Source organism: Geomonas agri (assembly GCF_020179605.1).
GTDB classification, from domain to species: Bacteria; Desulfobacterota; Desulfuromonadia; order Geobacterales; family Geobacteraceae; genus Geomonas; species Geomonas agri.
Genome location: NZ_JAINZO010000002.1, coordinates 42,633 through 68,125, shown reverse-complemented (window position 1 = coordinate 68,125; position 25,493 = coordinate 42,633). Strand labels below are relative to the sequence as shown.

The following is a 25,493-nucleotide window of genomic DNA, read 5'->3' as shown; positions in this document are numbered from 1 at the left end:
GTGTGAAGGGGGCCCGGTTTTAAGGTTTAAAAAAACAAAAAGCCGCGACGGGGGTCACGGCTCACGATAAAAGGTCGGAGTACGCGCCGCTTCCCTACGCCGGTACTACCCGGATCAGGTTCAAAGGGTTCAGGAATCGACCTGTCTCAGTTCTGGCGAACTCCCCTAGCTGGCTTTTCGCTGAGGTCGTAAACATAATGGAATCCTCTTGCAAAGTCAATCGCTTTCGGGTTTTTGCCTTTACACTCCTGGGCTAAAGTGGTAGAAAAATCTCTGGCCGGGAATGTCCCGGCCTGATTTCATTCAGATATACCGATACGGGATTTCGAGATGGATAGTCGGCCTACGGTAGTTGAGATAGATCTCGCCGCACTGAGGCACAACTTCGGCCTGGTCCAGAAGAAGGTGCCCCAGGGGTGCGGCATCCTTGCCGTCGTCAAGGCCGATGCCTACGGCCACGGTTTCCAGTACGTCTCCGAGGAGTTGGAAAAGCTGGGAGTGGACGCTTTCGCGGTCGCTTTCCTCGCGGAGGGGGTGCAACTGCGCATGAGCGGCATCTACCGCCCGGTGCTGATCCTCGGCGGCATTTACCCCGGCGAAGAGAGACGCTGCATAGGTCTCAACATCTCCACCGCGCTCTATTCACTGGAGCAGGCGGCAGCGCTGGACCGGGCGGCCTTGGAAATCAAGTGCTACCGCAAGGCCAAGATCCACCTGAAGGTCGATACCGGCATGGGACGCCTCGGCGTCACCTGGGACAAGGTGCCGGAATTTCTGGAGCAGTTGAAGCAGTTCAAGAACCTTGAGATGGAAGGGATTTTCTCCCACTTCGCCAGCGCCGACGAACGCGACCCCGACGGCCTCGCCTTCACCAAGCTGCAGGCGGAGCGTTTCAACGCCGCCGTCATCGAGGCCCGCCGCCAGGGGTTCGATCCCGCCTACGTCCATGTTGCCAACAGCGCCGCCATCCTCGCGGCTGATCTTCCCTTTTGCAACCTGGTCCGGCCGGGGATCATCCTCTACGGCGCCGCCCCTTCCCGGGACTTCGTCGACGAAACAGCCTCGCTGCCCGTCATGAAGCTGAAGAGCCGGGTGGCGATGCTCAAGTGGGTGGAGCCCGGGACCAGTATCAGCTACGGCCGACGCTACGTCGCCGACAAGCGGGCGCTGATCGCCAGCGTTCCCGTGGGGTACGCCGACGGTTATTGCCGCAGTCTGACCAACAAGGGAGAGGCGCTCATCCGCGGCAAGCGTGCCCGCGTAGCCGGCACAGTGTGCATGGACTGGATCATGCTGGACGTGACTGACATCGAGGGCGTCGCGGTCGGGGATGATGTGACCCTGCTGGGTCCCGACCCGATGGGCGATCGCATCACCGCCGAGGAATTGGCCGAGAAAGCCGGCACCATCCCTTACGAGATTATGTGCGGCATCGCCACCCGCCGCGTACGCAGGGTGTATATCGGGTAGAACACGAGAAGAAAAAACGAGAACCTTTCACAAGGAGAAAGCCTGAGAACATCTGAGAAAACCAGGGAGCTTTTGATTTAACCCCAAAGTCTTTGGTTTCTCAGGAAGTGCAGTTCTTAGATATCATCAGAGTTCCTTCCTGTGAGAGGTTTCCGGTTTGTTTTAAGATTTTAGGGGTTTTTATGACTGACAAGGTACGCCTTACGACGATGGTGCAGGCGGCGGGTTGAGCTGCCAAACTGGGCCCGGCGGGCCTGGAAGATGCCATCCGCGACATAACCCGCTCGGACGACCCCAACCTCATCGTAGGTGTCGAGGGCGCCGAGGATGCGGGAATCTACCGCATAGGGGAGAGCCTTGCCCTGGTGGAGACCACCGACATCATCACGCCGCTCGTGGACGATCCCTTCACCTTCGGCCGCATCGCCGCGGCCAACGCCCTCTCCGACGTCTATGCCATGGGGGGCAAACCGGTGACGGCGATGAACCTCGCCTTCTTCCCGGCCTGCTCACTCCCCACCGCCGTGCTCGCCGCCATCCTCGCCGGCGGTGCCGACGCTCTCAAGGAGGCGGGCGCCTGCCTGGTCGGCGGCCACACGGTGGAAGACGACGAATTGAAATTCGGCATGGCGGTCACCGGCCTCATCGATCCCCCCCGCATCGTCAGAAACTGCACCGCCCGCCCCGGCGACGTCCTGGTGCTCACCAAGCCGCTTGGGACCGGTATCGTCTCGACCGCCATCAAGGCCGAGATGATCGACGACGCCCTCGCGACGGAAGCCATCGGCTGGATGACGGCGCTGAACGCCAAGGCATGCGAACTGATGATCGCCTGCAACGCTACCGCCGCCACCGACGTGACCGGCTTCGGTTTCATCGGCCACGCCTGCGAGATGGCGCTTGGCGCCAAGGTGACCTTCCGCATCGAACTCTCCCGGGTTCCGGTCATGGCTGGCGTCCCGGCCCTGATCCACGACGGCATGGTCCCGGCAGGCTGCTACCGCAACCGCCATCATTACGAATCCCACGTGACGGGCTCCGGCGGCGACGCGCTGCTGCCCCTCTTCGATCCGCAGACCTCGGGAGGGCTCCTCATCTCCTTCGCTCCCGGCGACGCCCGTGAATTCCTTGCCCGCGCTGAACAGTCCGGCCTCTTCGCCGTGTCGATCGGCGTGGTCGAACCTGCCGGGGGAAGCGCCATTGTCTTCGTCTAAGGGGCTCGCCGCCGCTTTTGACCTTGGCACCACCACCATAGCTGCGTCGCTTGTCGATCCTGCCACCGGAACCCGCTTGGCCGTCACCGGCGCCATGAACCCCCAGCGCCGTTGGGGAGCTGATGTCTTGGCCCGCCTCACCGCGGGGGGCGATCCCGGAACCCTGCGCGCCATGCAGGCCGCCCTGGCTGCCGAGATGGAGCGCATGACCGACGCACTGCTCGAACAGGCGGGTGCGTCGCACGCAGATCTCGCGCAGGTAGCCATCGCCGGCAACCCTTCCATGGAGACCATCGCGCTGGCCCTGCCGGTAGAGTCGCTGGCCCATCCTCCCTTTCGTCCCCTCTTTTCCGCCGGAAAGGCCGTAACCACCCTCGATCTCGGCTGGAGCCGCAAACACCCTTGCTACCTGCTGCCTCTTCCGGGCGGCTTCGTCGGCGGCGACCTGCTCGCCTTCCTCTTCGGCATGCCCGAGGCGCCCGCGCCCGGTACCCTGTTCCTGGACGTTGGCACCAACGCGGAGATAGCCCTTTTCGACGGCGAACGCTACCTCGCCACATCTGCCGCCGCCGGCCCCGCCTTTGAAGGGGGCAACCTGAAGTGCGGCATGGCGGCCCTTCCCGGTGCCGTGAGCGGCGTTCAGATAAAAGGGGACAGGCTACTTTTATCCACCATCACCGGCGCCGCGCCGAGCGGCATCTGCGGCACGGGCGTGCTGGACACCGTGGCTGCCCTCCTCGAAGCGGGTATCGTGGAAACAACCGGCCGCCTCCTCCCCGCAGCCGAGATAGACTCTAACCTCGGCAACCGCGTGCAGGAGGTGAACGGCATCACCAGTTTCGTACTGCACCGGGACGCCAAAAGTTTCGTCTACCTCGACCAGGAGGATATCCGCGCGCTGCAACTCGCCAAAGGCGCTATGCGGGGCGGAATGGAGATCCTCTTGGAGAAGGCGAACCTTGTGCTGGACGATGTTTCACGCGTGGTGCTCACCGGTTCCTTCGGGGCCGTGCTCTCGCCGGATGTGCTAAAAAAGGTTGGAATTTTCAACGAAAAAATGGTAAGAATCACCGGATTTATCAAGGAGGGGGCGCTGGCCGGCGTGGAGCGTGTATTGCTCAGCGCGGACGGCCGCGAACAGATGGAGGCCCTGGCGCAAAAGGTCCGTGTCATCCCCCTTTCCGGCACACCACTCTTCGAAAAGCACTTCCTGGCCAATATAGATTTCCCCAAAACAAAAGCCTGACTACAGAGGACTCGGAGGTCCATAAAGGTCCCAGAGGAAAGGCATAAGACTTTAAGGTTTTACCCCGATTTACTCTCTGTGTCCTCAGTGAACCTCTGTGTCCTCTGTGATAATACTTTTTCAACACCAAAATGTAGTAACAAAAGGAGTGGGCAAATGGCAAAGATTGGGCGCGCGCTGGTAAGCGTGTCGGAGAAGACTGGAGTGGTGGAATTTTCCCGGGCGTTGGCGGGCTACGGCGTGGAGATCCTCTCCACCGGCGGCACTGCGAAACTGCTGCGCGAGGCAGGTATCCCGGTGAAGGACGTCTCCGAGTTCACCGGTTTCCCCGAGATGCTGGACGGCAGGGTCAAGACGCTGCACCCGAAGGTGCACGGCGGCATCCTCGGCATGAGGGAGAACCCGGCGCACGTGGCCAAGATGCAGGAGCACGGCATCGAGCCGATCGACATGGTGGTGGTCAACCTCTACCCGTTCGAGGCGACCGTGGCCAAGGAGGACTGCACCATGGAAGACGCCATCGAGAATATCGACATCGGCGGCCCGACCATGCTCCGCTCCGCTGCCAAGAACAACCGCGACGTCACTGTCATCGTCGACCACGCCGACTACCAGGTGGTCCTGGACGAGATGAAAGCCAGCGCCGGCAGCGTCTCCCGTGAGACCAACTTCCGTCTCGCCGTCAAGGTGTACCAGCACACCGCCGCCTACGACGGCGCCATTTCCAACTGGCTGGGTGCCCGCACCGGTGAAGGTGTTGCCAAGTACCCGGACACCCTGACCCTGCAGTACCAGCTGGCCCAAGGGATGCGCTACGGCGAGAACCCGCACCAGTCGGGCGCTTTCTACGTCGAGAAGGGGGCCAAGGAGGCTTCCATCTCCACCGCACGCCAGATCCAGGGCAAGGAACTTTCCTACAATAACATCGGCGACACCGACGCGGCGCTTGAGTGCGTGAAGCAGTTCGACCAGCCCGCCTGTGTCATCGTGAAGCACGCCAACCCTTGCGGCGTCGCGGTTGCCGGCAACGTCATGGAAGCCTACGATCTCGCCTACAAGACCGATCCAGAGTCCGCCTTCGGCGGCATCATCGCCTTCAACCGCGAGCTTGACGAGACTACCGCGCGCGCCATCGTGGAGCGCCAGTTCGTCGAGGTGATCATCGCTCCCAAGGTCACCGAGGCAGCCAGCGAGATCGTCGCCGCCAAGAAGAACGTCCGTCTCATGGAGTGCGGCTTTTGGCCGGAGCAGCCCGCTGCCCGCTGCGACTTCAAACGCGTCAACGGCGGCATGCTGGTCCAGGACGCCGACCTTGATCTGTTCGCCGAACTCAAGGTGGTGACCAAGCGCGCTCCGACCGACCAGGAAATGGAGGATCTCCTCTTCACCTGGCGCGTCGCCAAGTTCGTGAAATCCAACGCCATCGTCTACGGCCGCAGCAACGCCACCGTCGGCGTCGGCGCAGGCCAGATGAGCCGCGTCAACTCCGCCCGCATCGCTGCCATCAAGGCCGAGCACGCCGGTATCCCGGTTCAGGGTGCCGTCATGGCCTCCGATGCCTTCTTCCCGTTCCGTGACGGTCTGGACAATGCCGCGAGCGTCGGCGTCACCGCCGTGATCCAGCCTGGCGGCTCCATGCGCGACGCCGAAGTCATCGCCGCCGCCGACGAGCACAACATCGCCATGGTCTTCACCGGGATGAGGCACTTCAGGCACTAAAAACGCAAAGCATTAACCACAGAGGACACAAGGTCCGCAGAGGATACTGCGAAGACAAAAGCCGACAGCCTTTGTTTTTGCTCCAGGAAGTTTTTGGATTCCCTCCGTGATCCTCTGTGTCCTCTGTGGTTCACAGCTTTTGAAGTCAAGGAGATTGATATGAAGGTATTGGTAGTAGGCAGCGGCGGGAGGGAGCACGCGCTGGTCTGGAAGATCGCCCAGTCCCCGCTGGTGGAGAAGGTGTTCTGCGCACCGGGCAACCCGGGCACCGCGACGCTGGCTGAAAACGTGGACATCGCCGTGGACAACCTCCAGGGGCTGCTCGACTTCGCCAAGAAGGAAGGGGTGGAACTGACCGTGGTGGGCCCGGAGCTGCCGCTTTCCATGGGCCTGGTTGACCTGTTCGAAGAGAACGGCCTGAAGGCCTTCGGTGCCCGCAAGAACGCCGCCATCATCGAGGCATCAAAGGCATTCTCCAAGGACCTGATGCAGAAGTACAACGTCCCCACCGCGGCCTACGGCGTCTTCACCGAGATCCCTGCCGCCATCGACTTCATCGACAAAACCGGGATTCCCATCGTGATCAAGGCCGACGGCCTGGCCGCGGGTAAAGGGGTGATTATCGCCCAGACCCGCGACGAGGCGGTGGCAGCGGTCACCGACATGCTTTCCGGTAACGCCTTCGGCGCCGCGGGCTCCCGCGTGGTCGTCGAGGAGTTCCTGAAAGGGGAGGAGGCATCCTTCCTCGCCTTCACCGACGGCGAGCGCATCATCCCGCTCGCCTCCGCCCAGGACCACAAGGCGGTCTATGACGGCGACAAGGGCCCCAACACTGGCGGCATGGGTGCGTACTCCCCGGCACCGGTGGTCACCCCTCCCATTCACGAGAAGGCCATGGCAGAAGTCATGCGCCGCACCGTGGACGGCATGAAGGCAGAAGGGCGCACCTATCGTGGTGTCCTCTACGCCGGCCTCATGATCGACGGCGACTCCGTGAAGACCCTGGAGTTCAACGCCCGTTTCGGCGATCCCGAGTGTCAGCCGCTGCTGATGCGCATGAAGTCCGACATTGTCCCCATCCTGATGGCGGTCGCCTCCGGCAGCCTTGAAGGCGTCGAGATCGAGTGGCACGACAAGGCAGCGGTCTGCGTGGTCCTGGCGGCAGAAGGTTACCCCGCAGACTACCGTAAGGGAGACGTGATCGAGGGGCTCGCAGAAGCGGGCAAGGTTGAGGACCTGGTCGTGTTCCACGCCGGCACCAAGGCCAGCGGCGACGCCATTGTCACCAACGGCGGCCGCGTCTTGGGCGTCACCGCCCTCGGTTCCACTGTTAAGGAAGCCATCGAACGCGCCTATAGCGGCGTGAAACTGATCACCTGGCCCGGCATGCACCACAGGAAAGACATCGGCGCCAAGGCGATGAACCGTTAAAACCCTTTTGTTCAAGGAGATTCCATGTCTGATCCGACCGTTTTGATTCTGATGGGAAGCGATTCCGACCTGACCACCATGGAGGAGACGGCCAGGGTTCTTACCGAATTCGACGTCCCCTACGAGATGCATGTTTCCTCGGCCCACCGCTCCCCCGCCAAGACCTCCAAGCTTACCCGCGAGGCCGAAGGACGCGGCATCCAGGTCATCATCGCCGCCGCCGGCATGGCGGCCCACCTGGCCGGCGTCGTCGCCGCCGAGACGCCGCTTCCGGTCATCGCCGTACCCATGCTGGGCGGCGCGTTGAACGGTGTCGACGCCCTCTACGCGATGGTGCAGATGCCCGGCGGCATGCCGGTTGCCACCATGGCCATCGGCAAGGCCGGCGCCAAAAACGCCGGGCTCCTCGCGGTGCAGATACTCTCCCTGGCCAACACCGGATTGCGCGCCAAGTTCGTCGCTTACAAAACGCGCATGGCCGAAGAGGTAGAAGAGAAGGACCAGGCACTGCAGGCCGCGCTGCGGAAGTGACAACTCGTTTGCGGTTGATTTTGCTTGACAATGAGCTCTAGGTTGTATACCTTCGGGCCGTTTTCAGATCCACAAATAATGGAGGGAACACTCATGAAAAAGATTTTCGCTGCAGTAGCTCTGACCCTCGCCTTTGCCGTTACCGCAATGGCCGCTGATTCCGTCGTTTACCCGGCTAAGAACGGCAACGTCACCTTCAACCACAAGGCTCACCAGGGCAAAAACGAGTGCAAAGTTTGCCACGGCGACGGCGCACCGGCCAAGATCGCTATCAACAAAGATGCGGCACACGGCAAAGCCTGCAAAGAGTGCCACGCTGCCAAGGGCGGCCCGACCAAGTGTGGTGACTGCCACAAGAAGTAATCCCCTTGGGGGAAGTTAAATTGCAGTGTTAGGGGTAACAGGCGAGCCTGTTACCCCTTTTTTTTGTTCCCTAGTGTATTCGTAATTTTTGTTTTGCGCTTATTGACAATTTGTCTATAATGGCAAACCTGCTACGACAGCTGTTACATAACCTTACCGGGAGACGGCCTTGACTACGACGAACAAACGAGGATTTGCACAAGAGGTTTGGGATTTTTTCTGCTCCTTGAAACTTTCGATTTTCCTGCTCATCGGACTGGCGCTGGTGTCGATCATCGGCACGGTAATTCCGCAGGGGCAGCCCCCCCGTGAGTACCTGGCGACCCTGAGCGAGACCAAGATCCGTCTCTACAGTTCCCTCGGCTTCTTCGACATGTACCACTCCTGGTGGTTCATTCTCCTGCTCTATCTGCTCACGCTGAACCTGATCTGCTGCTCTATTAAAAGGCTGCCGCGCGTCTGGAAGGTAGTTTCCGAGCCGGTGCTGGTAATGGACGACGGCTTGGAGAAGACGCTGGCCAACGTGAAGGACCTTAAGCTCAAAGGCTCCAAGGAGGAGTTGAAGGAGCGCATGGCGGCCTTCTTGCGGGCCGAGTTCGCCGCTCCGGTGATCACCGAGAAAAACGGCGAATTTCACCTGTTCGCCCAGAAGAGCCCCTGGTGCCGTCTCGGCGTGTACGTGGTGCACTTCTCCATCATCGTCATCTTCATCGGTGCGCTGGTCGGCTCCTTTTTCGGGTACAAGGCATACGTCAACATCCCTGAGGGGGGCGCGATCAACCAGGTGCAGACCCAAAGCGGCAAGATCATCAACCTGGGCTTCGATGTGCGCTGCGAGAAGTTTTCCGTCTCCTTCTACGACACCGGCGCTCCCAAGGAGTTCAGGAGCGTGCTCACTGTCGCTGAGAACGGCCAGCCGGTCCCCGGCTTCCAGAGCCGTGCCATCATCGTGAACGACCCGCTCACCTACAAGGGGGTCACCTTCTACCAGTCCAGCTACGGCCAGTCCGACGAAGGGTCCCTCTATCACATCACCGTGCGCGACCGCAAGGGTGGTGCGCCGCTCAAGCTGGACGCCCGTCAGGGCGAGCGCCTGGCGCTTCCCGGCGGCGCCTTCCTCTCCGTCATGGAAGCCACCATGGACGTGCGCCCCTTCATGAGGGGGTTCGATGGTCCGGGCGCGCAGGTCGAGTTCACCCCGGCGGGGGGTAACCCGCAGCCGTTTGTGATCCTTTCCGACAAGTACGAGTCCTTCAACGCCCAGCACGGCGGTGACCTCCTTATCAGTTTCGATGGGATGGACCAGAAGTTCTTCACCGGCCTGCAGGTGGCGCATGACCCGGGTGTCTGGGTGGTGTGGTTCGGCTGCTTGTTGATGGTGGTAGGTATCTGCATGGCGTTCTTTATGTCCCACAAGCGGGTGTGGGCGCGCGTTACCGATTCCGGGGTTACCTTGGGCGGTTCCGCCAGCAAGAACCCGGCAGGCTTTGAGATCTGTTTTGATGACCTTGTCGACAAGCTCGACAAGGCTTAAAGGATAACGACCGTAACTGGGGCTAGCCCCCATCGCCGCTCTAACTGAACAACCGGAGGGTAATATCGATGTCCAGTTCCATGTTTTTCAACGTGACCATGGTACTTTACATGGTCTCCACCTGCATATTTTTTGCTTTCCTTGCCTCGCGCAACAAGGCCGTCGGCCTTGCCGGTACCTACGCTGCCCTTTTTGGTTTCCTGGTTCAGACCGTAGCGATCGGTCTGCGCTGGAAGGAATCCTATGACCAAGGGCATGGCCATGCGCCGTTGTCCAACCTGTTCGAGTCCGTGGTCTTCTTTTCCTGGACCATCGTCCTGATCTTCTTGTTCATCGACTTCAAGTACAAGTACCGCGCCATCGGCTTCTTCGTTATTCCGTTTGCACTCTTTGGCATGGCCTGGGCCCAGCTTGGCCTTGACAGCGGTATCGAGCCGCTGGTTCCCGCGCTGCAGAGCAACTGGCTCATGTACCACGTCATCACCTGCTTTCTGGGTTACGCGGCCTTCGCGGTCGCCTGCGGCATCTCGATCATGTACCTGATCAGGGAATCTATGGAAAAAGGGGGCGCCGACGTACAGGCCGGCGGGCTGCTGTCCATGTTCCCCTCCATCAGGGTTCTGGACGACCTGAACTACAAGGCGATCATGATCGGCTTCCCGCTCCTGTCCCTCGGTATCATCACCGGCGCTGCCTGGGCTAACTACGCCTGGGGCACCTACTGGAGCTGGGATCCCAAAGAAACCTGGTCTCTGATCGTCTGGTTTGTCTATGCTGCCTTCCTCCACGCCCGCATTACCCGCGGCTGGGTCGGGCGTCGTGCGGCCATCCTGTCCGTGATCGGCTTTGCCGCCACCATCTTCTGTTACCTGGGGGTAAACCTCTTCCTTTCCGGCCTGCACAGCTACGGCAAGTAGGTTCCCGAGGGATCCGGTTCCATGCGACATTTTCTCCTTGCATACCCTATAGCATTCGTCGCGTCTCTCATCTGCGTCGGCGTCACCCTTTCATCGGGTGACGCCCTCGCAGATTCTTTTGACTGCAGCATTTGCCACAGGGATCTTATCCGCGGGAGCGTAGCGCATAAGCCGGTTGCCGCCGGGAAATGTCTGGATTGCCACCAGCAGTTCAACGATAACCACCCCATGGAGAAGGACAGCATGGGGTTCAAGATTCAGAAGGAGAAACTGTGTGCCTCCTGCCATGGGCAGTTGGTGCAGAAAGCCGTCCTGCACAAGCCGGTTGGCCTCGGCCAGTGTACCCTCTGCCACATGCCTCACAGCGCCGACGTCAAATCTCTCTTGAAGGATCCAAGTCCCACCCTTTGTTTTCGTTGTCATCCCAAGGCTAAATTCACCGGGGCATTCACGCACAAACCCGTTGCTGACGGTGATTGCTTGGCCTGTCACGATGCGCACCAGTCGGAGAGCAAATCCCTTCTGCGCAAGCCAGGCGCAGAGCTTTGTTTCATGTGCCATGATCGCAAGATCGCCACAGGCAAGTCGGTGCACCAGCCGGTGCGCAACGGCGACTGCATCAGCTGCCACCAGATCCACGGCGGCCCCTACAGAAAGCTGCTAAAGGATGATTACCCGACCGTTCTTTACAAGCCGTTCAGTAACGATGCCTTCCCGCTTTGCTTCCGCTGCCACGACCCCAAGCTTGTCTCGGCAGAGACCACTGACACGTTCACCAAGTTCAGAAATGGCCAGCGTAACCTGCATTCGGTTCACGTCAAGAAGGCGGCTAAAGGGCGCTCCTGCAGGATGTGCCACAATCCGCATGCCGAGCAGCAGGATCATCTCATTTATCCCAAAGCGGCCGGGTTCGGTGCCTGGGAAATCCCCATCCGCTACGAGTCAACCCCCGCCGGTGGAGGCTGCACCGTGGGCTGTCACAAAACCTTGCGCTACGACAGAGTGAAGGCTGTTGAACAGTAGCCGTCCATCTCCGGTGCCTCGCCACCTGGGATGCGATCTTCTTTGCCAGCCATCATCGGCCCCCCTGATGCTACCGACATTTTCCATCATAATCCCGATCAAACCTGGGGGGGAAGTGCACGCCCTTGCGGGGCTTGCCACTACGACGTACCCCGCACACCTTTTCGAGGTGCTCATTGCCTACGGGTGTCAGCCAAGCGTGCAGAGAAACGCTGCGGCGCGCGCGGCGCGCGGCGCTATCCTGTATTTTCTGGATGATGACTCGGTCGTAGAGCCTGATTTTCTCGAGAGGGCAGCCTGCCATTACCGGGATGGGCGTGTCGCTGCAGTCGGTGGGCCGTCGCTTACTCCAGCGTCCGATACCCCCCTGCAGCGTGCCATCGGCATTGCCTTTGCCTCGGCGGTTGGTGGCGGCGGCGTCCGGAACCGGTACCGGAAATCCGGCTCAGCACGTTACAGCAGCGACAATGAGTTGATCCTGTGTAACCTGAGCTTCAGGCGAGACTTGTTCCTGGCGCACGAAGGGCTGGACGAGCGGCTCTATCCGAACGAGGAAAACGAACTGATGGACCGGCTTCAGCGGGAAGGGCACCAGTTGGTGCACGACCCGGAACTTGCCGTCGAGCGCAGCCAGCGCCGTAGTTACCGCGCCTTCGTCCGGCAGATGTACGGCTATGGGCGCGGGCGCGGCGAGCAGACCCTCATCGCAGGGGCATTGAAGCCGATCACGCTGGCGCCGTCGCTTTTGCTGATCTACGCGTTAGTTGTACCGCTGCTCGGCATCCCCCTCTTGATGCTGCCGCTGCTGGCGTACTTTGCCATCGCGCTGCTGGCGTCGCTGCAGGGAAGTCTTGCCAGTAAGGATGCCGGTGTTTTCCCACGGCTTTTGCTGGTGTACCCGACCCTGCACCTGGTTTATGGTGCCGGTGTCATTCGCGGCCTGCTCCGCCCCCGCTACCGTGGCGGCAAGCAGACTCATTGGGATGTCGAGGTGCGGCGGGTGAAAGCCTTTTCGGACTAGCGAATTATGCCTGTTCCCTCTTTCTCCGGAAAGGGGGAGATGGGCCCATCTGTATCTTGAATTTGATGAACTTTCGAGGGTGATGAACGTGGACCTAAGCATAGTAGTTCCTATTTACAACGAAGAAGACAACATCCCGATCCTGCATGAGCGGGTCAGCAACGCGCTGGTCGATGCCGGGCTGGAGTACGAACTGATCCTGGTCGATGACGGGTCCTCAGACAACTCGTATCCTGCTTTGAAGCGCCTTGCCTCGAAGGACGACCGCGTCAAGGTGATCCGTCTGCGTCGCAACTTCGGACAGACCGCTGCCATGACCGCCGGGTTCAATTCCGCCAGCGGACGAGTCGTGGTCCCCATGGACGGCGACATGCAGAACGATCCGCTTGATATTCCGCTGCTTTTAAACCGGATAGATGAAGGGTTCGACGTCGTTTCCGGCTGGCGTAAGGACCGCAAGGACACTTTCGTGAACCGGAAGCTCCCGTCCATACTCGCCAACACCATCATCTCGAAGATGACCGGGGTGCACCTGCACGACTACGGCTGCACGCTCAAGGCGTACCGGCGCGAGGTGCTTGACGATGTGAACCTCTACGGCGAGATGCACCGTTTCGTCCCGGCGCTCGCCCACCAGGTGGGCGCGAGGGTGACCGAGATGCCGGTGCGCCACCATGAACGGCTGCACGGCAAGAGCAAGTACGGTATCTCCCGCACCATGAAGGTGATTCTCGATCTAATGACCGTCAAGTTTCTGCTCAGCTATTCGACGAAGCCGATCCAGCTTTTCGGCCGGTGGGGGATCTACACCCTGTGCGCTGGCATGCTGAGTGGGGCCGTGACGATATACATGAAGTTCTTCGAGCACACCAGCATGAACCGCAACCCGCTTTTGATCCTGACTGCCTTCCTGCTCTTCATGGGGGTGCAGTTCATCGTCCTGGGACTGTTGGCTGAGTTGAACGCCCGTACCTATTACGAGGCGCAAGGGAAACCCATCTACAACATCAAGGAAAAAATCAACTTTGGCTGATACCCCGCTGCGCGTTCTGATGCTGGCGCCGACCCCGTTCTTTGCAGATCGCGGCTGCCATGTTCGCATCCTTGAGGAAGCGAAGGCAGCCATCGCCTGCGGGGCGGATGTCCGCCTGATCACCTACCACATTGGGCGCGACGTCCCCGGAGTGCGTATCGAAAGGATCACGGGGGTCTCCTGGTACCGGAAGCTTGAGGCCGGCCCTTCCTGGGTGAAGCCCTTCCTCGATCTACAACTCCTCCTCAAGGCCTTCCAGATCGCACGCGAGTTCAAACCGCACGTGATTCACGCTCATCTCCACGAAGGTGCCTTCTTCGGTGCCTTCCTCAAGATGCTGATCCGCGTCCCCATGCTATTCGACTGCCAGGGGAGTCTCACCGCCGAGATCACCGACCATGGCTTCGTGAAGCCCGGTTCGCTGCTGCAACGCTTCTTCGCCGCACTGGAGTGCTGGATCAACCGCCGCTCCGACTTCATCGTCACCAGCGCCAGTCCGACGGTCGATTTGCTCCTGAAAGGCGGCGTCCCCAAGGATCGGGTGCGCGCTCTGATCGACGGCGTCGACACCGACGAGTTTGCTCCGCAACCCAAGGAGGCCATCCGCGCCAAGCTTGGTCTCCCCGAGAAGCGTCCCGTGGTCGCCTACCTCGGTCTCATGAACAGCTACCAGGGTGTCGACCTCCTTCTGGAAGCCGCAGCGTATCTAAAGGGGCAGGGGGCGAAGCTCCACTATCTGATCATGGGATTCCCCGACGGACCCTACCGGGAGAAAGCCGAGGCGATGGGGATAGCGGACATCATCACCTTCACCGGCAGGATCCCATATGACGAGGCGCCGCTTTATCTGAGTGCCGGCGATCTTGCCGTCTCCCCGAAAGTTTCCCTCACTGAAGCTAATGGTAAGCTTTTTAACTACATCGCCTGTGGCCTCCCCACCGTCGTCTTCGACACCCCCGTCAACCGAGAGATCCTTGGCGATGCTGCCCTCTATGCGAAGTTCGGAGATGCGGCAGACTTGGCCGGAGCCATTGGCCGTCTCGCCGGCGATCACGAATTGCGTGAGGAACTGGGGCAAGAAGGCCGCGCCCGCGCCGTTGAACTCCATTCCTGGCAAGCCCGCGGCCAAGAACTCACCCGCATCTATCGCCACCTCATCAACCCTCAAACCTCTCACAGGGAGAAAATCTGAGAAACCCTTGCCCTGTGCTAATCTTGTAGACTAAGGGCATCCGGCGTCTTCATCTCTAGCTTTTGTTTTTCCCAAAAGGATTTCAAGTTCTCTCCGTTTCTGTCTTTACTCAGATGTCCTCAGATTTTCTCCCTGCTAATGGTTTTAGGTTTTCTTGTTGAAAATTCGGCGAGTTTATACTACTGTTCAGCTCATGAACGGTGACGACGAAAAGGTTTTAGATACTTATCGCTCTTTTCTTCTCCTCTCGGAGATCTCCGGTGATCAGCAACTCTCGCAACGCGAGCTGGCCAAACGCCTCGGCATCGCGTTGGGTCTGGTCAACTCCTACCTCAAGAACCTGGTGGCCAAAGGGTTCGTCCGAGTCAACAACTTCCCCAAGAATCGCTACGCCTATCTCCTCACGCCCAAAGGCTTCGCCGAAAAAAGCCGGCTCGCTTACCAGCACCTGAGCTACTTCTCCGGCCTCTATACCGTTGCCCGCCAGGATTACCTGAAGCTGTTCAAGTCCATGGCGGCCAATGGCGTCAAGCAGGTAGCCTTTTGCGGCGTCGACGAAGTCGCCGAGATCGCCTACCTCTCATTGAAAGAAGCGGGAATGGAATTGACGGTGGCGATGGACGCCGAGGCGGCAGGGCGGAAGTTCTTCGACAAAACCGTGGTCACCCCGGCTATCGGCCTTTTGTCCGGCAACCACAATATCGTCATAACGTCAATGAAACGAGGCGATGCCCTGCGCGATGAGCTGCTGCGCATGGGGGTGGAGCCGATTCGTATTTACCAGGCTGGCCAAATCTGAACTTAGGAATGGTAAAAATGCGTATTTTAATTCTCGGCAGTACCGGTATGTTGGGGCATACGCTCCTCACCAAACTCTCTCGAAGAGCATCGTTGGAGGTGTACGGGACGGCGCGAAGCCGCGAAGGGCTGGATTGCTGGTTTGCACCGCACTTGATCGAGCGGATCCGGCCGGGTGTCGATGCCGACAACTTCGACTCTGTGCTTCGGGTGCTCGGCGAGGTTCGGCCCGATGTCGTGGTGAATTGCATCGGCATTATCAAGCAACTGCCGGTGGCGAAGGATCCTGTCATCTCCATAGGCATTAATGCCCTTTTCCCTAACCGGCTCGCGCTGGCGTGCAAGGTTGCCGGGGCCAGGCTTATCCATATCAGCACGGACTGTGTTTTCCGAGGGGACCGTGGTGGATATACCGAGGCCGATCAGCCCGATGCCGAAGATCTCTACGGGCGGAGCAAATTCCTGGGCGAGGTGGTCGAGCCTCATTGCCTCACCCTGCGCAGTTCCATTATCGGGCATGAACTCAAAGGGGGACACGGTTTGATTGACTGGTTCCTCTCCCAAACGGGAAGCGTTCACGGCTTTACCAAGGCCATCTACACCGGGTTCCCCACGGTCGAGATGGTCCGTATCATTGCCGATTATGTCCTCCCTAATCCCGAGCTGTACGGGCTGTACCAGGTGGCCTCTACCCCGATATCGAAGTACGCGCTTTTGAAGTTGGTAGCCGAGCGCTATGGCATCGCTACCGAAATCATGCCCGACGACAGCTTCCTTTGTGAACGCTCCTTGAACGGTTCAAGGTTTGCTGCTGTAACGGGGTATGTGGCACCGGCATGGCCGGAGATGGTGGATGCGATGTGGCAGGAATACTGTGAAATGAATGCTGCCCGCAGCTAGCGGGGCAGATCCTAACTAGAAGGAGACACCTATGTTTAAGAATAAGACCCTGCTGATAACCGGCGGGACGGGTTCTTTTGGCAATGCGGTGCTGCAGCGTTTCCTGAACACCGACATTGGCGAGATCCGCATCTTCAGCCGGGATGAAAAGAAGCAGGAAGACATGCGCATCGCCCTCAACAACCCGAAGGTGAAGTTCTACATTGGGGATGTGCGCACCTACGAGAGTATTGAATTCGCCATGAAGGGTGTCGATCTCGTTTTTCATGCGGCGGCCCTGAAACAGGTACCATCCTGCGAGTTCTATCCGATGGAGGCGGTGCGGACCAACATCCTCGGTGCCGAGAACGTCCTCAACGCTGCTTACGCCAACAAGGTGAAAAAGGTGATCGTGCTGAGCACGGACAAGGCGGTATATCCCATTAACGCCATGGGCCTTTCCAAGGCGATGATGGAGAAGCTGATGGTGGCAAAGGCGCGTGCCATGTCTGCCGGTGAAACCGTATATTGCGCTACCCGGTACGGCAACGTCATGGCGTCCCGCGGTTCCGTCATTCCTCTGTTTGTGAAGCAGATAAAGGAAGGAAAACCCTTAACCATCACGGATCCCAACATGACGCGTTTCCTCATGTCGCTTGAAGAGTCGGTTGATCTTGTTCTCTATGCCTTCCAACACGCAGCGTCCGGAGACATATTCATCCAGAAGGCGCCGGCGTCGACCATCCTTGACTTGGCCGTTGCCATAAAGGAGATCTTCCAGGCGGACAACGAGATCAAGATCATCGGGACTCGGCACGGGGAGAAACTGTACGAGTCGTTGGTGAATCGGGAGGAAATGGCCCGTAGCATAGATCTTGGCGGCCACTACCGGATTCCGGCGGACAACCGGGACCTCAACTACAACAAGTTCTTCATAGAAGGGCAAGTGGAGATAGCGCAGTTCGAGGATTACACCTCCCACAACACCAACCGTCTCACGGTGCCGCAGGTAAAGGAACTCCTCTTGACACTCCCGTTCATCCAGGAGGAACTGCATGCTTAAGGTTCTTACCATCGTGGGTACCCGGCCGGAGATTGTCAAGCTAAGCCGGGTCATTGCCGAACTGGACCGCCATGTAAAGCACGTCCTGGTGCACACCGGCCAGAATTTCGACTATGAACTGAATGAAATCTTCTTCCAGCAGCTCGAGGTGCGCCGGCCCGACCATTTCCTGGATGCGGCAGGTGAGAACGCGGCCCAGACCATCGGCAACATCATCACCAAGTTTGACCACGTGCTGGAGTTGGAGCAGCCCGACGCGGTACTGCTCCTTGGTGACACCAACAGCGCTCTTGCCGTGATCTCAGCGAAGCGCCGCAAGATACCTATCTTCCATATGGAGGCAGGGAACCGCTGTTTCGATCAGAGGGTGCCGGAGGAAATCAACCGGAAGATCGTCGACCACACAAGCGACATCAACCTGGTCTTTTCCGAGCATGCGAGGCGTTACCTGCTCGCGGAAGGGATCCGTCCCGAGACGGTGATGAAGACCGGTTCGCCGATGAAGGAGGTTCTCGATTACTACCGCCCCAAGGTAGAGGCTTCGAATATCGTGGCGGGTTTGGGGCTTATCCCTTCGCGTTACTTCGTGGTCAGCGCGCACCGCGAAGAGAACGTGGACAGTCCGAGGAACTTCAGCGATCTGCTCGCCTCCCTGAACGCGATGGCGGAGCGTTACGACCTGCCGGTAATCGTGTCGACCCACCCCAGGACGCGCAAGCGTTTGGAATCCCTGGATACGAGCGGTCTCGATGCACGTATCAGGTTCTTGAAACCGCTTGGATTTCTTGACTACGTGAAGCTGCAAAAGAATGCCTTTTGCGTTGTTTCCGACAGCGGCACCATCACCGAGGAGTCGTCCATTGAAGGATTCCCGGCCATCACCATTCGGCAGGCGCACGAGCGTCCCGAGGGGATGGACGAGGCGACCCTCATCATGAGCGGCCTGCAGCCGGAGACCGTGCTGGCGGCGATAGATGTCGTGACAGCTCATTATGCAGGGAGCGAGCGCCCCTTCAAGCTGCTGCCAGATTATGATACGGACAATGTGTCCCGCAAAATGCTACGCATCATCATGAGCTACACCGAGTACGTGAACCGGACGGTCTGGTCGAAGTGACGAGCATATGAACCAGGCGTGGGTTAGCTATCTGCCGGGATTCCTGCGCAAGCGGGTTGAAGGGCGACATGAACTGCAGCGAGTGCTTAACAACACAGGCTGGCTTTTCGGTGACCGCCTGCTCCGGATGGGGGTAGGGCTCCTGGTAGGGATCTGGATCGCCCGCTACCTCGGGCCGTCCCGGTACGGGCTGTTGAGCTACGCGGCGTCGCTGGTGGGGATTTTTACGTCGCTGGCGATTCTCGGGCTGGAGGGGATCATTGTCCGGGACCTGGTGCGTTTCCCGGATCGGGAAGGGGAGATACTGGGTACCACCTTCTCTTTGAGGCTGTTGGCCGGGATCTGTTCCTATCTGCTGGTCATTGCCACGGTCTTTATTCTCCGCTCTGACGATAGTGTCTCGCAGATGATGGTTGCGGTAATGGGGTCCGTGCTGGTCTTTAATTCTGCCGATACCATTGACCTCTGGTTCCAGTCCAAGGTGCGGTCGAAGTATGTGGTCTACGCCAAAAACGGCGCTTTTCTGCTGAGCTCCCTTCTCAGGCTGGCCCTGGTGCTGATGAAGGCTCCGGTGATTGCCTTTGCAACTGCCAACGCGATAGAGGCGGCTCTTGGTGCGGTTGGTCTGTTGTACGTCTATCACCGGGATGGACAAATGGTCAGGCGCTGGAAGACGAGCCTTGCTCTTGCTCGCGAACTGTTGAAGGATTCCTGGCCTTTGGTGCTTTCCGGGGTGGTTTACATGATCTCACTCAGGATAGACCAGGTAATGCTCGGCCAGATGGCCGATACGCATGAAGTCGGTATTTACGCTTCGGCCGTCAAGGTGGCGGAGATCTGGTTCTTCATTCCTACCGCGCTGGTCACTTCTGTCTTTCCCAACATCGTGAAGGCGAAGGAATCGAGCGAGGAGGAATTCTATGGCCGGCTGCAGAAGTTGTATAACCTGCTTGCATTCACAGGGTACGCAATTGCGATTCCGACCACGTTACTGGGCGGCGTCGTCATCCACCTGCTTTACGGCGATGCCTACATCGCCGCCGCACCGATGCTTACCTTCCTGATCTGGAGCGATTTGTTCATTAACATTGGTGTGGCACGAAACTCCTACCTGCTGGCCATGGGATGGTCCTGGTGTTACTTCTGGATGGCCGTCTCGGGGATGGTGATCAACGTCGCGTTAAATCTCGTCCTGATACCCCGTTACGGTGGGGCGGGGGCAGCAATAGCAACCTGTATTTCTTATTGGGTCGCGGCTCATGGTGCTTGTTACTTCTATAAACCTCTGCATAGGTCGGGAGGCATGATAACCAGGGCGCTGCTCTGCCCCAAGTTTTGGTAGATGGCAATGGCACCTCCCCCTTTGAAAAAGATCGGCATCGTATCCCACGTACTGCCGCCGTCGCCTTCGGGGCAATCGATGGTTCTACACCGGCTTTTAAGCCCGATAGGGCCGGAAAGCTATTGTCTCATTTCGAGTGGCCCCAAGCACGACACTGGAGAAGCCGCTTGCGCTCCACTCGATGCCGACTATTTTTACCTGCCAAAGACGAGGCTGTTGCCGCCCGTCGGTCTCCCGTGGCTGTCCGCCCTGTTCGTGTGCATTAACCTGCTGTGGGTAGTGTGGAGGCGATCCCGGCACATAGAAGATGTGGCAAGGCGCGAACAGTGCGAGGCGCTCGTGGCGTGCACTGGGGAATTTTATGATCTGCCAGCCGCGTTTCTGGCTTGTAAGCGCCTGAACATCCCGTTCATTGCGTATGTCTTTGATGACTACGCCTACCAGTGGCTAGGGGTCAGGCGCAGTATCGCAAAGCGGTTGGAGCGCATACTGTTGTCGGCAGCGGCTGCTGTTATCGTCCCCAACGAATACCTGCAGAAGGAGTACGGGGCCAGGCACGGCATCGGCTGCACCGTTATCCACAACCCCTGCGATCTGCCGGATCTGGAAAAGCTGGACAGTGGCCCGAAGGCATTCGGGGAGGGCGTGAGCATTGTATATACAGGTGCCATTTACCATGCCCATTACGACGCCTTTGCCAACCTCATCGATGCACTCCGGGTTTTGAGGCGGCACGACGTGAAGCTGCATCTGTTCACCGCCCAATCCGAACAAGAATTGGCGGAACATGGGATAGCGGGACCACACGTTGTCCATCATCCTCATGTTCCACAGCGCGAAGTCGCGAGGATTTTACGACAAGCCGACATTCTATTCCTCCCGCTGGCATTTCATTCCCCTATACCTGAGGTGATAAGAACGTCCGCACCTGGCAAAACGGGTGAATATCTCGCGGTGGGGCGCCCCGTACTCGTGCATGCATTGCCCGATTCGTTCATTGCCTGGTATTTCCGGGACAACGATTGTGGCGTCGTTGTTGACCGGCATGATGCGAAGATGCTCGCTGGCGCGATTGAAGCATTAGTGTCGAACCCACAACGGATGGCAGAACTGGGGCTCAAAGCAAGGAGACGGGCGCAGATCGATTTCGATGTGGTAGGCGCACGCTCGCAATTCATTGCGGTGTTGAGGGACGCCGGTTCTAGGGGGACAGCATGAAGCTGCTGTTAATTGCTCTTCCGGACAGCGTCCACACCGCGCGGTGGATATCCCAACTCTCAGATTTGGGTTGGGAAATCCACTTGTTCCCAAGTAAGGATCTGGGGCTAATCCATCCACAGATGGCTGGCGTAAAAGCGTATGTTCCTCTGTATGGGAAACGTAGGTGCAGTCGGACAGTCAGGATATGTGGTCTGCCGGTCTTTAACGATTTCCTCTCTAAGGGGATTAGTTCTGCGGTTTCAAAAATGGCGGGGTATCGGCAGTTCCAGTTGAACAGGCTTCTCAGAGTGATCCGAAAGGTGAAGCCGGACCTGATCCATTGTCTCGAGCTACAGCAGGCAGGGTACCTCGCTTTAGAGGCAAAAAAACTTTACAGTGGGACCTTTCCCCCCTTGATAGTGACGAACTGGGGGAGCGACATCTACCTTTTTGGACGTCTGCCTGGGCATGAGTCAAGGATTAGGGAGTTGCTGGCTGCTAGTGACTATTACTCGTGTGAGTGTCGGCGTGATGTCTGCCTTGCCAAGGCTTATGGCTTCAACGGCACCGTGCTTCCTGTGTTCCCTAATGCTGGGGGATTCGACATGGAGCAGGTGCAGCGGTTACGGCAGCGCGGACCAGTTTCTGACCGTCGCTTGATCATGCTTAAGGGGTACCAGCACTGGGCGGGGCGTGCCTTGGTCGGGCTTCGTGCCTTGGAGCGGTGCGCGGATGTCCTTGGAGAATATGAGGTCGCGGTCTATGGGGCATCAGCGGACGTGGTCTTGGCCGCGGAGCTGTTTTCAAAATCAACCGGAATTGCCACGAAGATCATTCCACTTAACTCTCCTCACGAGGAGATTCTGCGCCATCATGGGCTAGCGCGAGTTTCGATAGGGCTCAGCATCAGTGACGGTATCAGTACCTCCCTGTTAGAGGCTTTAGTCATGGGGGCGTTTCCTATACAGTCCTGGACTGCATGTGCTGACGAATGGATCGAAGACGGCGTGACCGGCCTGATGGTCCCCCCCGAAGACCCGGATGTCATTGAAAAGGCGATCCGCAGGGCACTTGCAGATGATGCTATGGTGGAAAATGCAGCCCAACGCAACTACGAGCTTGCACAAAATAGCCTCGCTCACTCGATCTTGAAGCAAAAGGCGGTGGAACTATACCAGACAGTCTTGGATGATCTGAGGTTATCTGGTGATGTGCGTTGTGAGGAGAAGCCTTGAGTCCCTTCAATCCTCGAATTTCCATTGTCATTCCCGTCTACAACGGCTCCGATTTCCTGCGTGAAGCAATAGATAGCGCGTTGGCTCAGACGTATAGGAATATTGAGATCTTGGTCGTCAACGACGGGTCTCGTGACGATGGAAAGACAGAAGCTATAGCAGTCTCATACGGTGACAAAATCCGGTATTTCCCCAAGCAAAACGGCGGCGTTGCGTCCGCCCTAAACCATGGCATCCGGGAGATGACGGGGGCGTATTTTTCTTGGCTTAGCCATGACGACCTTTATTATCCCGCCAAGACTGAAGAACAGGTTCGGCTGCTGGAAACATTGGGCAGGGAAACGATCATCTATAGCGACTTCGAATACATCGACTCCAAAGGAAACTTCCTCGGTATCAAGAAGGCCGGGGCCGCGCAGTCACACGGGATCAAATACTCGCTGGTCATGGAGGGGAGTATCAATGGCTGTACGGTGATGATCCCTCGTCAGTGCTTTGACAAGGTCGGCCTTTTCGATGAATCCCTCAGAACTACGCAGGACTTCGATATGTGGTTCCGGCTTGCTGCGCAATTCCCGTTTTGCCACCAACCGCTGCATCTGGTGAAGTCAAGAGTGCACCCTAATCAGGGGTCGTTGACGATTCCGGGGCACCAGGTGGAGCAGGACGATCTTTACTGTAATGCGATCTCCACCTTTTGTGACAAGGATCTCCCCCCCGGGCAAAGGGGTGCAATGGCGTCCTTCTACATAAAAGCCGCCATCCGTTTTACCAGCATCGGTTGCGATAAGGCGGCTGTTCTGGCCAGGGAAAGGTTTAGGTCCTGCTGGCTCAAGGATTCTCCTGGAAGGATTGCTGCAAATAGTGCTCTGGCTGCAGAACACGCGGTGCTGCGGTTGTTGTATCGGAACGAAGTGGCAAAAAAGGCAGTGAAGAAGCTGAACCGGTTGTTATCGGGGCTGAGGTAAGCATGTCTGTTCTCCTCTCCGTACTGATCCCTGTGTACAACTGGAATGTGTCGCGTCTAGTGCTGCAACTCATTGAAGAGGCTGACGCCTTCGGACTCTGGGAGAAGGTAGAGGTCATCTTGCTGGACGATGGTTCACCTGACCGCGAGGTCGCAGCTACCAACGAGGAGTTTTGTTTAAAGCACCCCCGCCTCCACTTGGAATATGGCTCATTGGGTCGCAATGTCGGGCGGTCTGCCATAAGGAACATGTTGGCCTCTAAGGCGAGCGGCGCTTTCTTGCTGTTTCTGGATTGTGACATCTTGCCGGACAGCGACAGGTTTCTTGGCAGCTACCTCGGGTATGCAGAAACAGATGACTTTGATGCGGTCTGCGGTGGTGTAAGCTACCGGACCCGGGTCCTATATGATGCGGGCTATGACTACCACGCCTATCTTGGCAACAAAAAGGAAGTCAAGTCCGCGTCGAAACGGAACCGGGAGCCTTGGCGTCACATTCTTACCTCCAATATCATGGTCAGAAAAAGCGTCTTTGAGGCTACTACTTTCGATGAGCGTTTTACTGGCTATGGCTATGAAGACATTGAATGGGGGATCCGTCTTTCCCAGCAGTACCGCATCTTGCACGCAGACAACACGGTTTCACACCTTGGGTTGGCATCGAAGGCGACGGTTTACCAGAAGATGCGCGCGTCGGTTCCAAATTACCTACTGCTCAAAGAACTCTGCCCCAAGGCTTTCCATGCTTCTGCTGTCAGCAGGTTGGTCCGCCTGTTGACAGCCGCTCCGGCACCGCTTCTGAGCGCGGCGGATCATTTGTTGAAAAATGCCTTCTCGTCGTGTGGCTCAAACAGGCTTTCTTTTATCTTGTTCCAGATAAACTTCGCAGTTTTGTTGGCAGCTGCCCTCAAGGCAAAAGGTATAGAAGGCCCACCGCGTGATGCCGCCGCTGGAGGTGCATCGTGAAGATCGTGTTTCTGGCGCCGTTCGGGATACGTCCCAAGGGGACCGTCATTGCCCGAATGATACCATTGGCCGCTGAGCTACAGACGTTGGGACATGAAGTCGTTATCGTCGCGCCTCCTTACACCAACCCCGAAGACTCCGGGAAGACCGAGGTGGTTCGAGGGGTGCGGCTTGTCAATGTCGAACTCGGACCTAAGCACAAGGCACTGGCAGCCCCATTTCTTGCCTGGCGCATGTTGCGGGCGGCGCTCAAAGAAAAACCTGATCTCGTCCATCTTTTCAAACCCAAGGGGTATGGCGGCATCACCGCGATGTTTCTCATTTCCTTACAGCGCCTTGGCATACGGACGCCGCCGCTGTTCCTGGATACTGACGACTGGGAAGGGGAAGGAGGCATGAACGAGCTCCATGACTACTCCAGCGTCGAAAAGCGCTTTTACCGTTTCCAGGAGCAATGGATCACCCGGCGTGCCCTGGGGGTAACGTTGGCGAGCCGTGGGTTGGAGCATCTGGTCCGCCAAATGGGGGTGCGGCAAGAGGACCTGCTGTACTTGCCCAATTGCGTCACGGCTGCACCGGCCGGCGACGGCAAGGCGGTCCGCGCCAGGCTGGGGATCGCAGCCGATGCCCCTGTCCTGTTGCTATACACCCGCTTCTTCGAGTTCAGCCAGGAGAAGCTGCATTTTATCTTTGCAGAGATACACAGGCGGGTTGCCGGTGTCCGATTCCTGGTGGTGGGCAAGGGGGGGTACGGCGAGGAAGACCTGTTGCTTCAGGCGGCCAGGGAATCAGGTTTTGACGATGCCTTGGTGATGGCGGGGTGGGTGGCACCTGAAACCATCCCGGATTACCTTGCCGCTGGTGATGTGGCGGTTTACCCGTTCGCCGACACGCTGGTGAACCGCACCAAGTGTCCGGCGAAACTGACGGAGATCCTTTTGGCGGGAACAGCTGTGGTCGCCGATCGGGTGGGCCAACTGGCCGAGTATATCGACGACGGCCGATCAGGTGTGCTGTGCGATCCTGACGACTGGCGCGAAATGGTGGACCGGGCCGTCGATTTGCTTAACTCCGGGGTGCGGCAGCGCGAGTTAGGGGAGGCCGGGCGGGTTCATCTTGTGACAAGGTTCAATTGGCGGGATGCCGCCCAATCCCTCCACCTTTTTTACCAGCGTGCCATGAGGATCATCCCGCACTGATCGTCACGCGTGCCGGTAAAGGTCGTGACGGAG

General features: G+C 58.4%; 23 protein-coding genes and 1 riboswitch. All 23 genes read left to right on the top strand.

The genetic code is table 11. From position 1 onward, the window contains the following. Positions 1-74: 74 nt before the first annotated feature. Positions 75-177: riboswitch (TPP riboswitch) on the bottom strand. Between the two features lie 153 nt (positions 178-330). Beyond that, on the top strand, positions 331-1,470 hold the full coding sequence (gene alr, locus K7R21_RS11705) for an alanine racemase (protein ID WP_224983502.1): 1,140 nt from the start codon (positions 331-333) through the stop codon (positions 1,468-1,470). A gap of 182 nt (positions 1,471-1,652) precedes the next feature. Further along, positions 1,653-2,684, top strand: a complete 1,032-nt coding sequence (gene selD / locus K7R21_RS11700) for a selenide, water dikinase SelD (protein ID WP_224983501.1) — start codon at positions 1,653-1,655, stop codon at positions 2,682-2,684. After that, positions 2,671-3,930: an ASKHA domain-containing protein gene (locus K7R21_RS11695; RefSeq protein ID WP_224983500.1), complete on the top strand. Its 1,260-nt coding sequence runs from the start codon at positions 2,671-2,673 to the stop codon at positions 3,928-3,930. Before selD ends, K7R21_RS11695 begins: the two co-directional genes overlap by 14 nt. Positions 3,931-4,086: 156 nt before the next feature. Beyond that, the gene (gene purH / locus K7R21_RS11690) at positions 4,087-5,649 is read left to right on the top strand and encodes a bifunctional phosphoribosylaminoimidazolecarboxamide formyltransferase/IMP cyclohydrolase (protein ID WP_224983499.1); all 1,563 of its coding nucleotides are present in this window, start codon (positions 4,087-4,089) and stop codon (positions 5,647-5,649) included. A 159-nt stretch (positions 5,650-5,808) separates the two neighbouring features. After that, on the top strand, positions 5,809-7,080 hold the full coding sequence (gene purD / locus K7R21_RS11685; RefSeq protein WP_224983498.1) for a phosphoribosylamine--glycine ligase: 1,272 nt from the start codon (positions 5,809-5,811) through the stop codon (positions 7,078-7,080). A gap of 24 nt (positions 7,081-7,104) precedes the next feature. Continuing rightward, positions 7,105-7,611 (top strand): 5-(carboxyamino)imidazole ribonucleotide mutase, encoded by a 507-nt coding sequence (gene purE, locus K7R21_RS11680; RefSeq protein WP_224983497.1) that lies wholly within the window; start codon positions 7,105-7,107, stop codon positions 7,609-7,611. 93 nt (positions 7,612-7,704) lie between these two features. Next, a complete protein-coding gene (locus tag K7R21_RS11675) occupies positions 7,705-7,974 on the top strand; it encodes a cytochrome c3 family protein (protein ID WP_224983496.1) in 270 nt (89 codons plus the stop codon). Between the two features lie 169 nt (positions 7,975-8,143). Further along, entirely contained in the window at positions 8,144-9,508 is a 1,365-nt protein-coding gene (gene resB / locus K7R21_RS11670) for a cytochrome c biogenesis protein ResB (protein WP_224983495.1), read from the top strand. A 68-nt stretch (positions 9,509-9,576) separates the two neighbouring features. Beyond that, the gene (ccsB, locus tag K7R21_RS11665; protein ID WP_224983494.1) at positions 9,577-10,425 is read left to right on the top strand and encodes a c-type cytochrome biogenesis protein CcsB; all 849 of its coding nucleotides are present in this window, start codon (positions 9,577-9,579) and stop codon (positions 10,423-10,425) included. 21 nt (positions 10,426-10,446) lie between these two features. Further along, entirely contained in the window at positions 10,447-11,448 is a 1,002-nt protein-coding gene (locus K7R21_RS20955; protein ID WP_224983493.1) for a cytochrome c3 family protein, read from the top strand. Positions 11,449-11,563: 115 nt separating this feature from the next. Beyond that, entirely contained in the window at positions 11,564-12,469 is a 906-nt protein-coding gene (locus K7R21_RS11655) for a glycosyltransferase family 2 protein (protein WP_224983492.1), read from the top strand. An 88-nt stretch (positions 12,470-12,557) separates the two neighbouring features. Next, positions 12,558-13,502, top strand: coding sequence for a glycosyltransferase family 2 protein (locus K7R21_RS11650; RefSeq protein ID WP_224983491.1), 945 nt, complete (start codon positions 12,558-12,560; stop codon positions 13,500-13,502). After that, the gene (locus K7R21_RS11645) at positions 13,495-14,694 is read left to right on the top strand and encodes a glycosyltransferase family 4 protein (protein ID WP_224983490.1); all 1,200 of its coding nucleotides are present in this window, start codon (positions 13,495-13,497) and stop codon (positions 14,692-14,694) included. Before K7R21_RS11650 ends, K7R21_RS11645 begins: the two co-directional genes overlap by 8 nt. Before the next feature lie 193 nt (positions 14,695-14,887). After that, a complete protein-coding gene (locus tag K7R21_RS11640) occupies positions 14,888-15,493 on the top strand; it encodes a winged helix-turn-helix transcriptional regulator (protein WP_224983489.1) in 606 nt (201 codons plus the stop codon). A gap of 17 nt (positions 15,494-15,510) precedes the next feature. Beyond that, entirely contained in the window at positions 15,511-16,392 is an 882-nt protein-coding gene (locus K7R21_RS11635; protein WP_224983488.1) for a dTDP-4-dehydrorhamnose reductase family protein, read from the top strand. A gap of 31 nt (positions 16,393-16,423) precedes the next feature. Then, positions 16,424-17,434: a polysaccharide biosynthesis protein gene (locus K7R21_RS11630; RefSeq protein WP_224983487.1), complete on the top strand. Its 1,011-nt coding sequence runs from the start codon at positions 16,424-16,426 to the stop codon at positions 17,432-17,434. Then, a complete protein-coding gene (wecB, locus tag K7R21_RS11625) occupies positions 17,427-18,551 on the top strand; it encodes a non-hydrolyzing UDP-N-acetylglucosamine 2-epimerase (protein ID WP_224983486.1) in 1,125 nt (374 codons plus the stop codon). Before K7R21_RS11630 ends, wecB begins: the two co-directional genes overlap by 8 nt. A 7-nt stretch (positions 18,552-18,558) precedes the next feature. Beyond that, complete coding sequence (locus K7R21_RS11620) at positions 18,559-19,893, top strand: flippase (RefSeq protein WP_224983485.1); 1,335 nt, start codon at positions 18,559-18,561, stop codon at positions 19,891-19,893. A gap of 21 nt (positions 19,894-19,914) precedes the next feature. Next, positions 19,915-21,111, top strand: coding sequence for a glycosyltransferase (locus tag K7R21_RS11615; protein WP_224983484.1), 1,197 nt, complete (start codon positions 19,915-19,917; stop codon positions 21,109-21,111). After that, on the top strand, positions 21,108-22,328 hold the full coding sequence (locus K7R21_RS11610) for a glycosyltransferase (protein WP_224983483.1): 1,221 nt from the start codon (positions 21,108-21,110) through the stop codon (positions 22,326-22,328). Before K7R21_RS11615 ends, K7R21_RS11610 begins: the two co-directional genes overlap by 4 nt. After that, positions 22,325-23,296 (top strand): glycosyltransferase, encoded by a 972-nt coding sequence (locus K7R21_RS11605; protein WP_224983482.1) that lies wholly within the window; start codon positions 22,325-22,327, stop codon positions 23,294-23,296. Before K7R21_RS11610 ends, K7R21_RS11605 begins: the two co-directional genes overlap by 4 nt. Positions 23,297-23,298: 2 nt before the next feature. After that, positions 23,299-24,261 carry a glycosyltransferase family 2 protein gene (locus tag K7R21_RS11600; RefSeq protein WP_224983481.1) on the top strand — a complete coding sequence of 321 codons (963 nt, stop codon included), beginning with the start codon at positions 23,299-23,301 and terminating at the stop codon, positions 24,259-24,261. Further along, positions 24,258-25,460 (top strand): glycosyltransferase family 4 protein, encoded by a 1,203-nt coding sequence (locus K7R21_RS11595; RefSeq protein ID WP_224983480.1) that lies wholly within the window; start codon positions 24,258-24,260, stop codon positions 25,458-25,460. Before K7R21_RS11600 ends, K7R21_RS11595 begins: the two co-directional genes overlap by 4 nt. Positions 25,461-25,493 lie beyond the last annotated feature (33 nt).

What these genes read in the sequence shown, in the direction of transcription:
- K7R21_RS11620 (WP_224983485.1), top strand. Translation starts at nt 18,559, where the DNA reads ATGAACCAGGCGTGGGTTAGCTATCTGCCGGGATTCCTGCGCAAGCGG.
- alr (WP_224983502.1), top strand. Translation starts at nt 331, where the DNA reads ATGGATAGTCGGCCTACGGTAGTTGAGATAGATCTCGCCGCACTGAGG.
- K7R21_RS11600 (WP_224983481.1), top strand. Translation starts at nt 23,299, where the DNA reads ATGTCTGTTCTCCTCTCCGTACTGATCCCTGTGTACAACTGGAATGTG.
- K7R21_RS11610 (WP_224983483.1), top strand. Translation starts at nt 21,108, where the DNA reads ATGAAGCTGCTGTTAATTGCTCTTCCGGACAGCGTCCACACCGCGCGG.
- purD (WP_224983498.1), top strand. Translation starts at nt 5,809, where the DNA reads ATGAAGGTATTGGTAGTAGGCAGCGGCGGGAGGGAGCACGCGCTGGTC.
- purH (WP_224983499.1), top strand. Translation starts at nt 4,087, where the DNA reads ATGGCAAAGATTGGGCGCGCGCTGGTAAGCGTGTCGGAGAAGACTGGA.
- purE (WP_224983497.1), top strand. Translation starts at nt 7,105, where the DNA reads ATGTCTGATCCGACCGTTTTGATTCTGATGGGAAGCGATTCCGACCTG.
- ccsB (WP_224983494.1), top strand. Translation starts at nt 9,577, where the DNA reads ATGTCCAGTTCCATGTTTTTCAACGTGACCATGGTACTTTACATGGTC.
- K7R21_RS11635 (WP_224983488.1), top strand. Translation starts at nt 15,511, where the DNA reads ATGCGTATTTTAATTCTCGGCAGTACCGGTATGTTGGGGCATACGCTC.
- K7R21_RS11630 (WP_224983487.1), top strand. Translation starts at nt 16,424, where the DNA reads ATGTTTAAGAATAAGACCCTGCTGATAACCGGCGGGACGGGTTCTTTT.
- K7R21_RS11640 (WP_224983489.1), top strand. Translation starts at nt 14,888, where the DNA reads ATGAACGGTGACGACGAAAAGGTTTTAGATACTTATCGCTCTTTTCTT.
- K7R21_RS20955 (WP_224983493.1), top strand. Translation starts at nt 10,447, where the DNA reads ATGCGACATTTTCTCCTTGCATACCCTATAGCATTCGTCGCGTCTCTC.
- wecB (WP_224983486.1), top strand. Translation starts at nt 17,427, where the DNA reads ATGCTTAAGGTTCTTACCATCGTGGGTACCCGGCCGGAGATTGTCAAG.
- K7R21_RS11675 (WP_224983496.1), top strand. Translation starts at nt 7,705, where the DNA reads ATGAAAAAGATTTTCGCTGCAGTAGCTCTGACCCTCGCCTTTGCCGTT.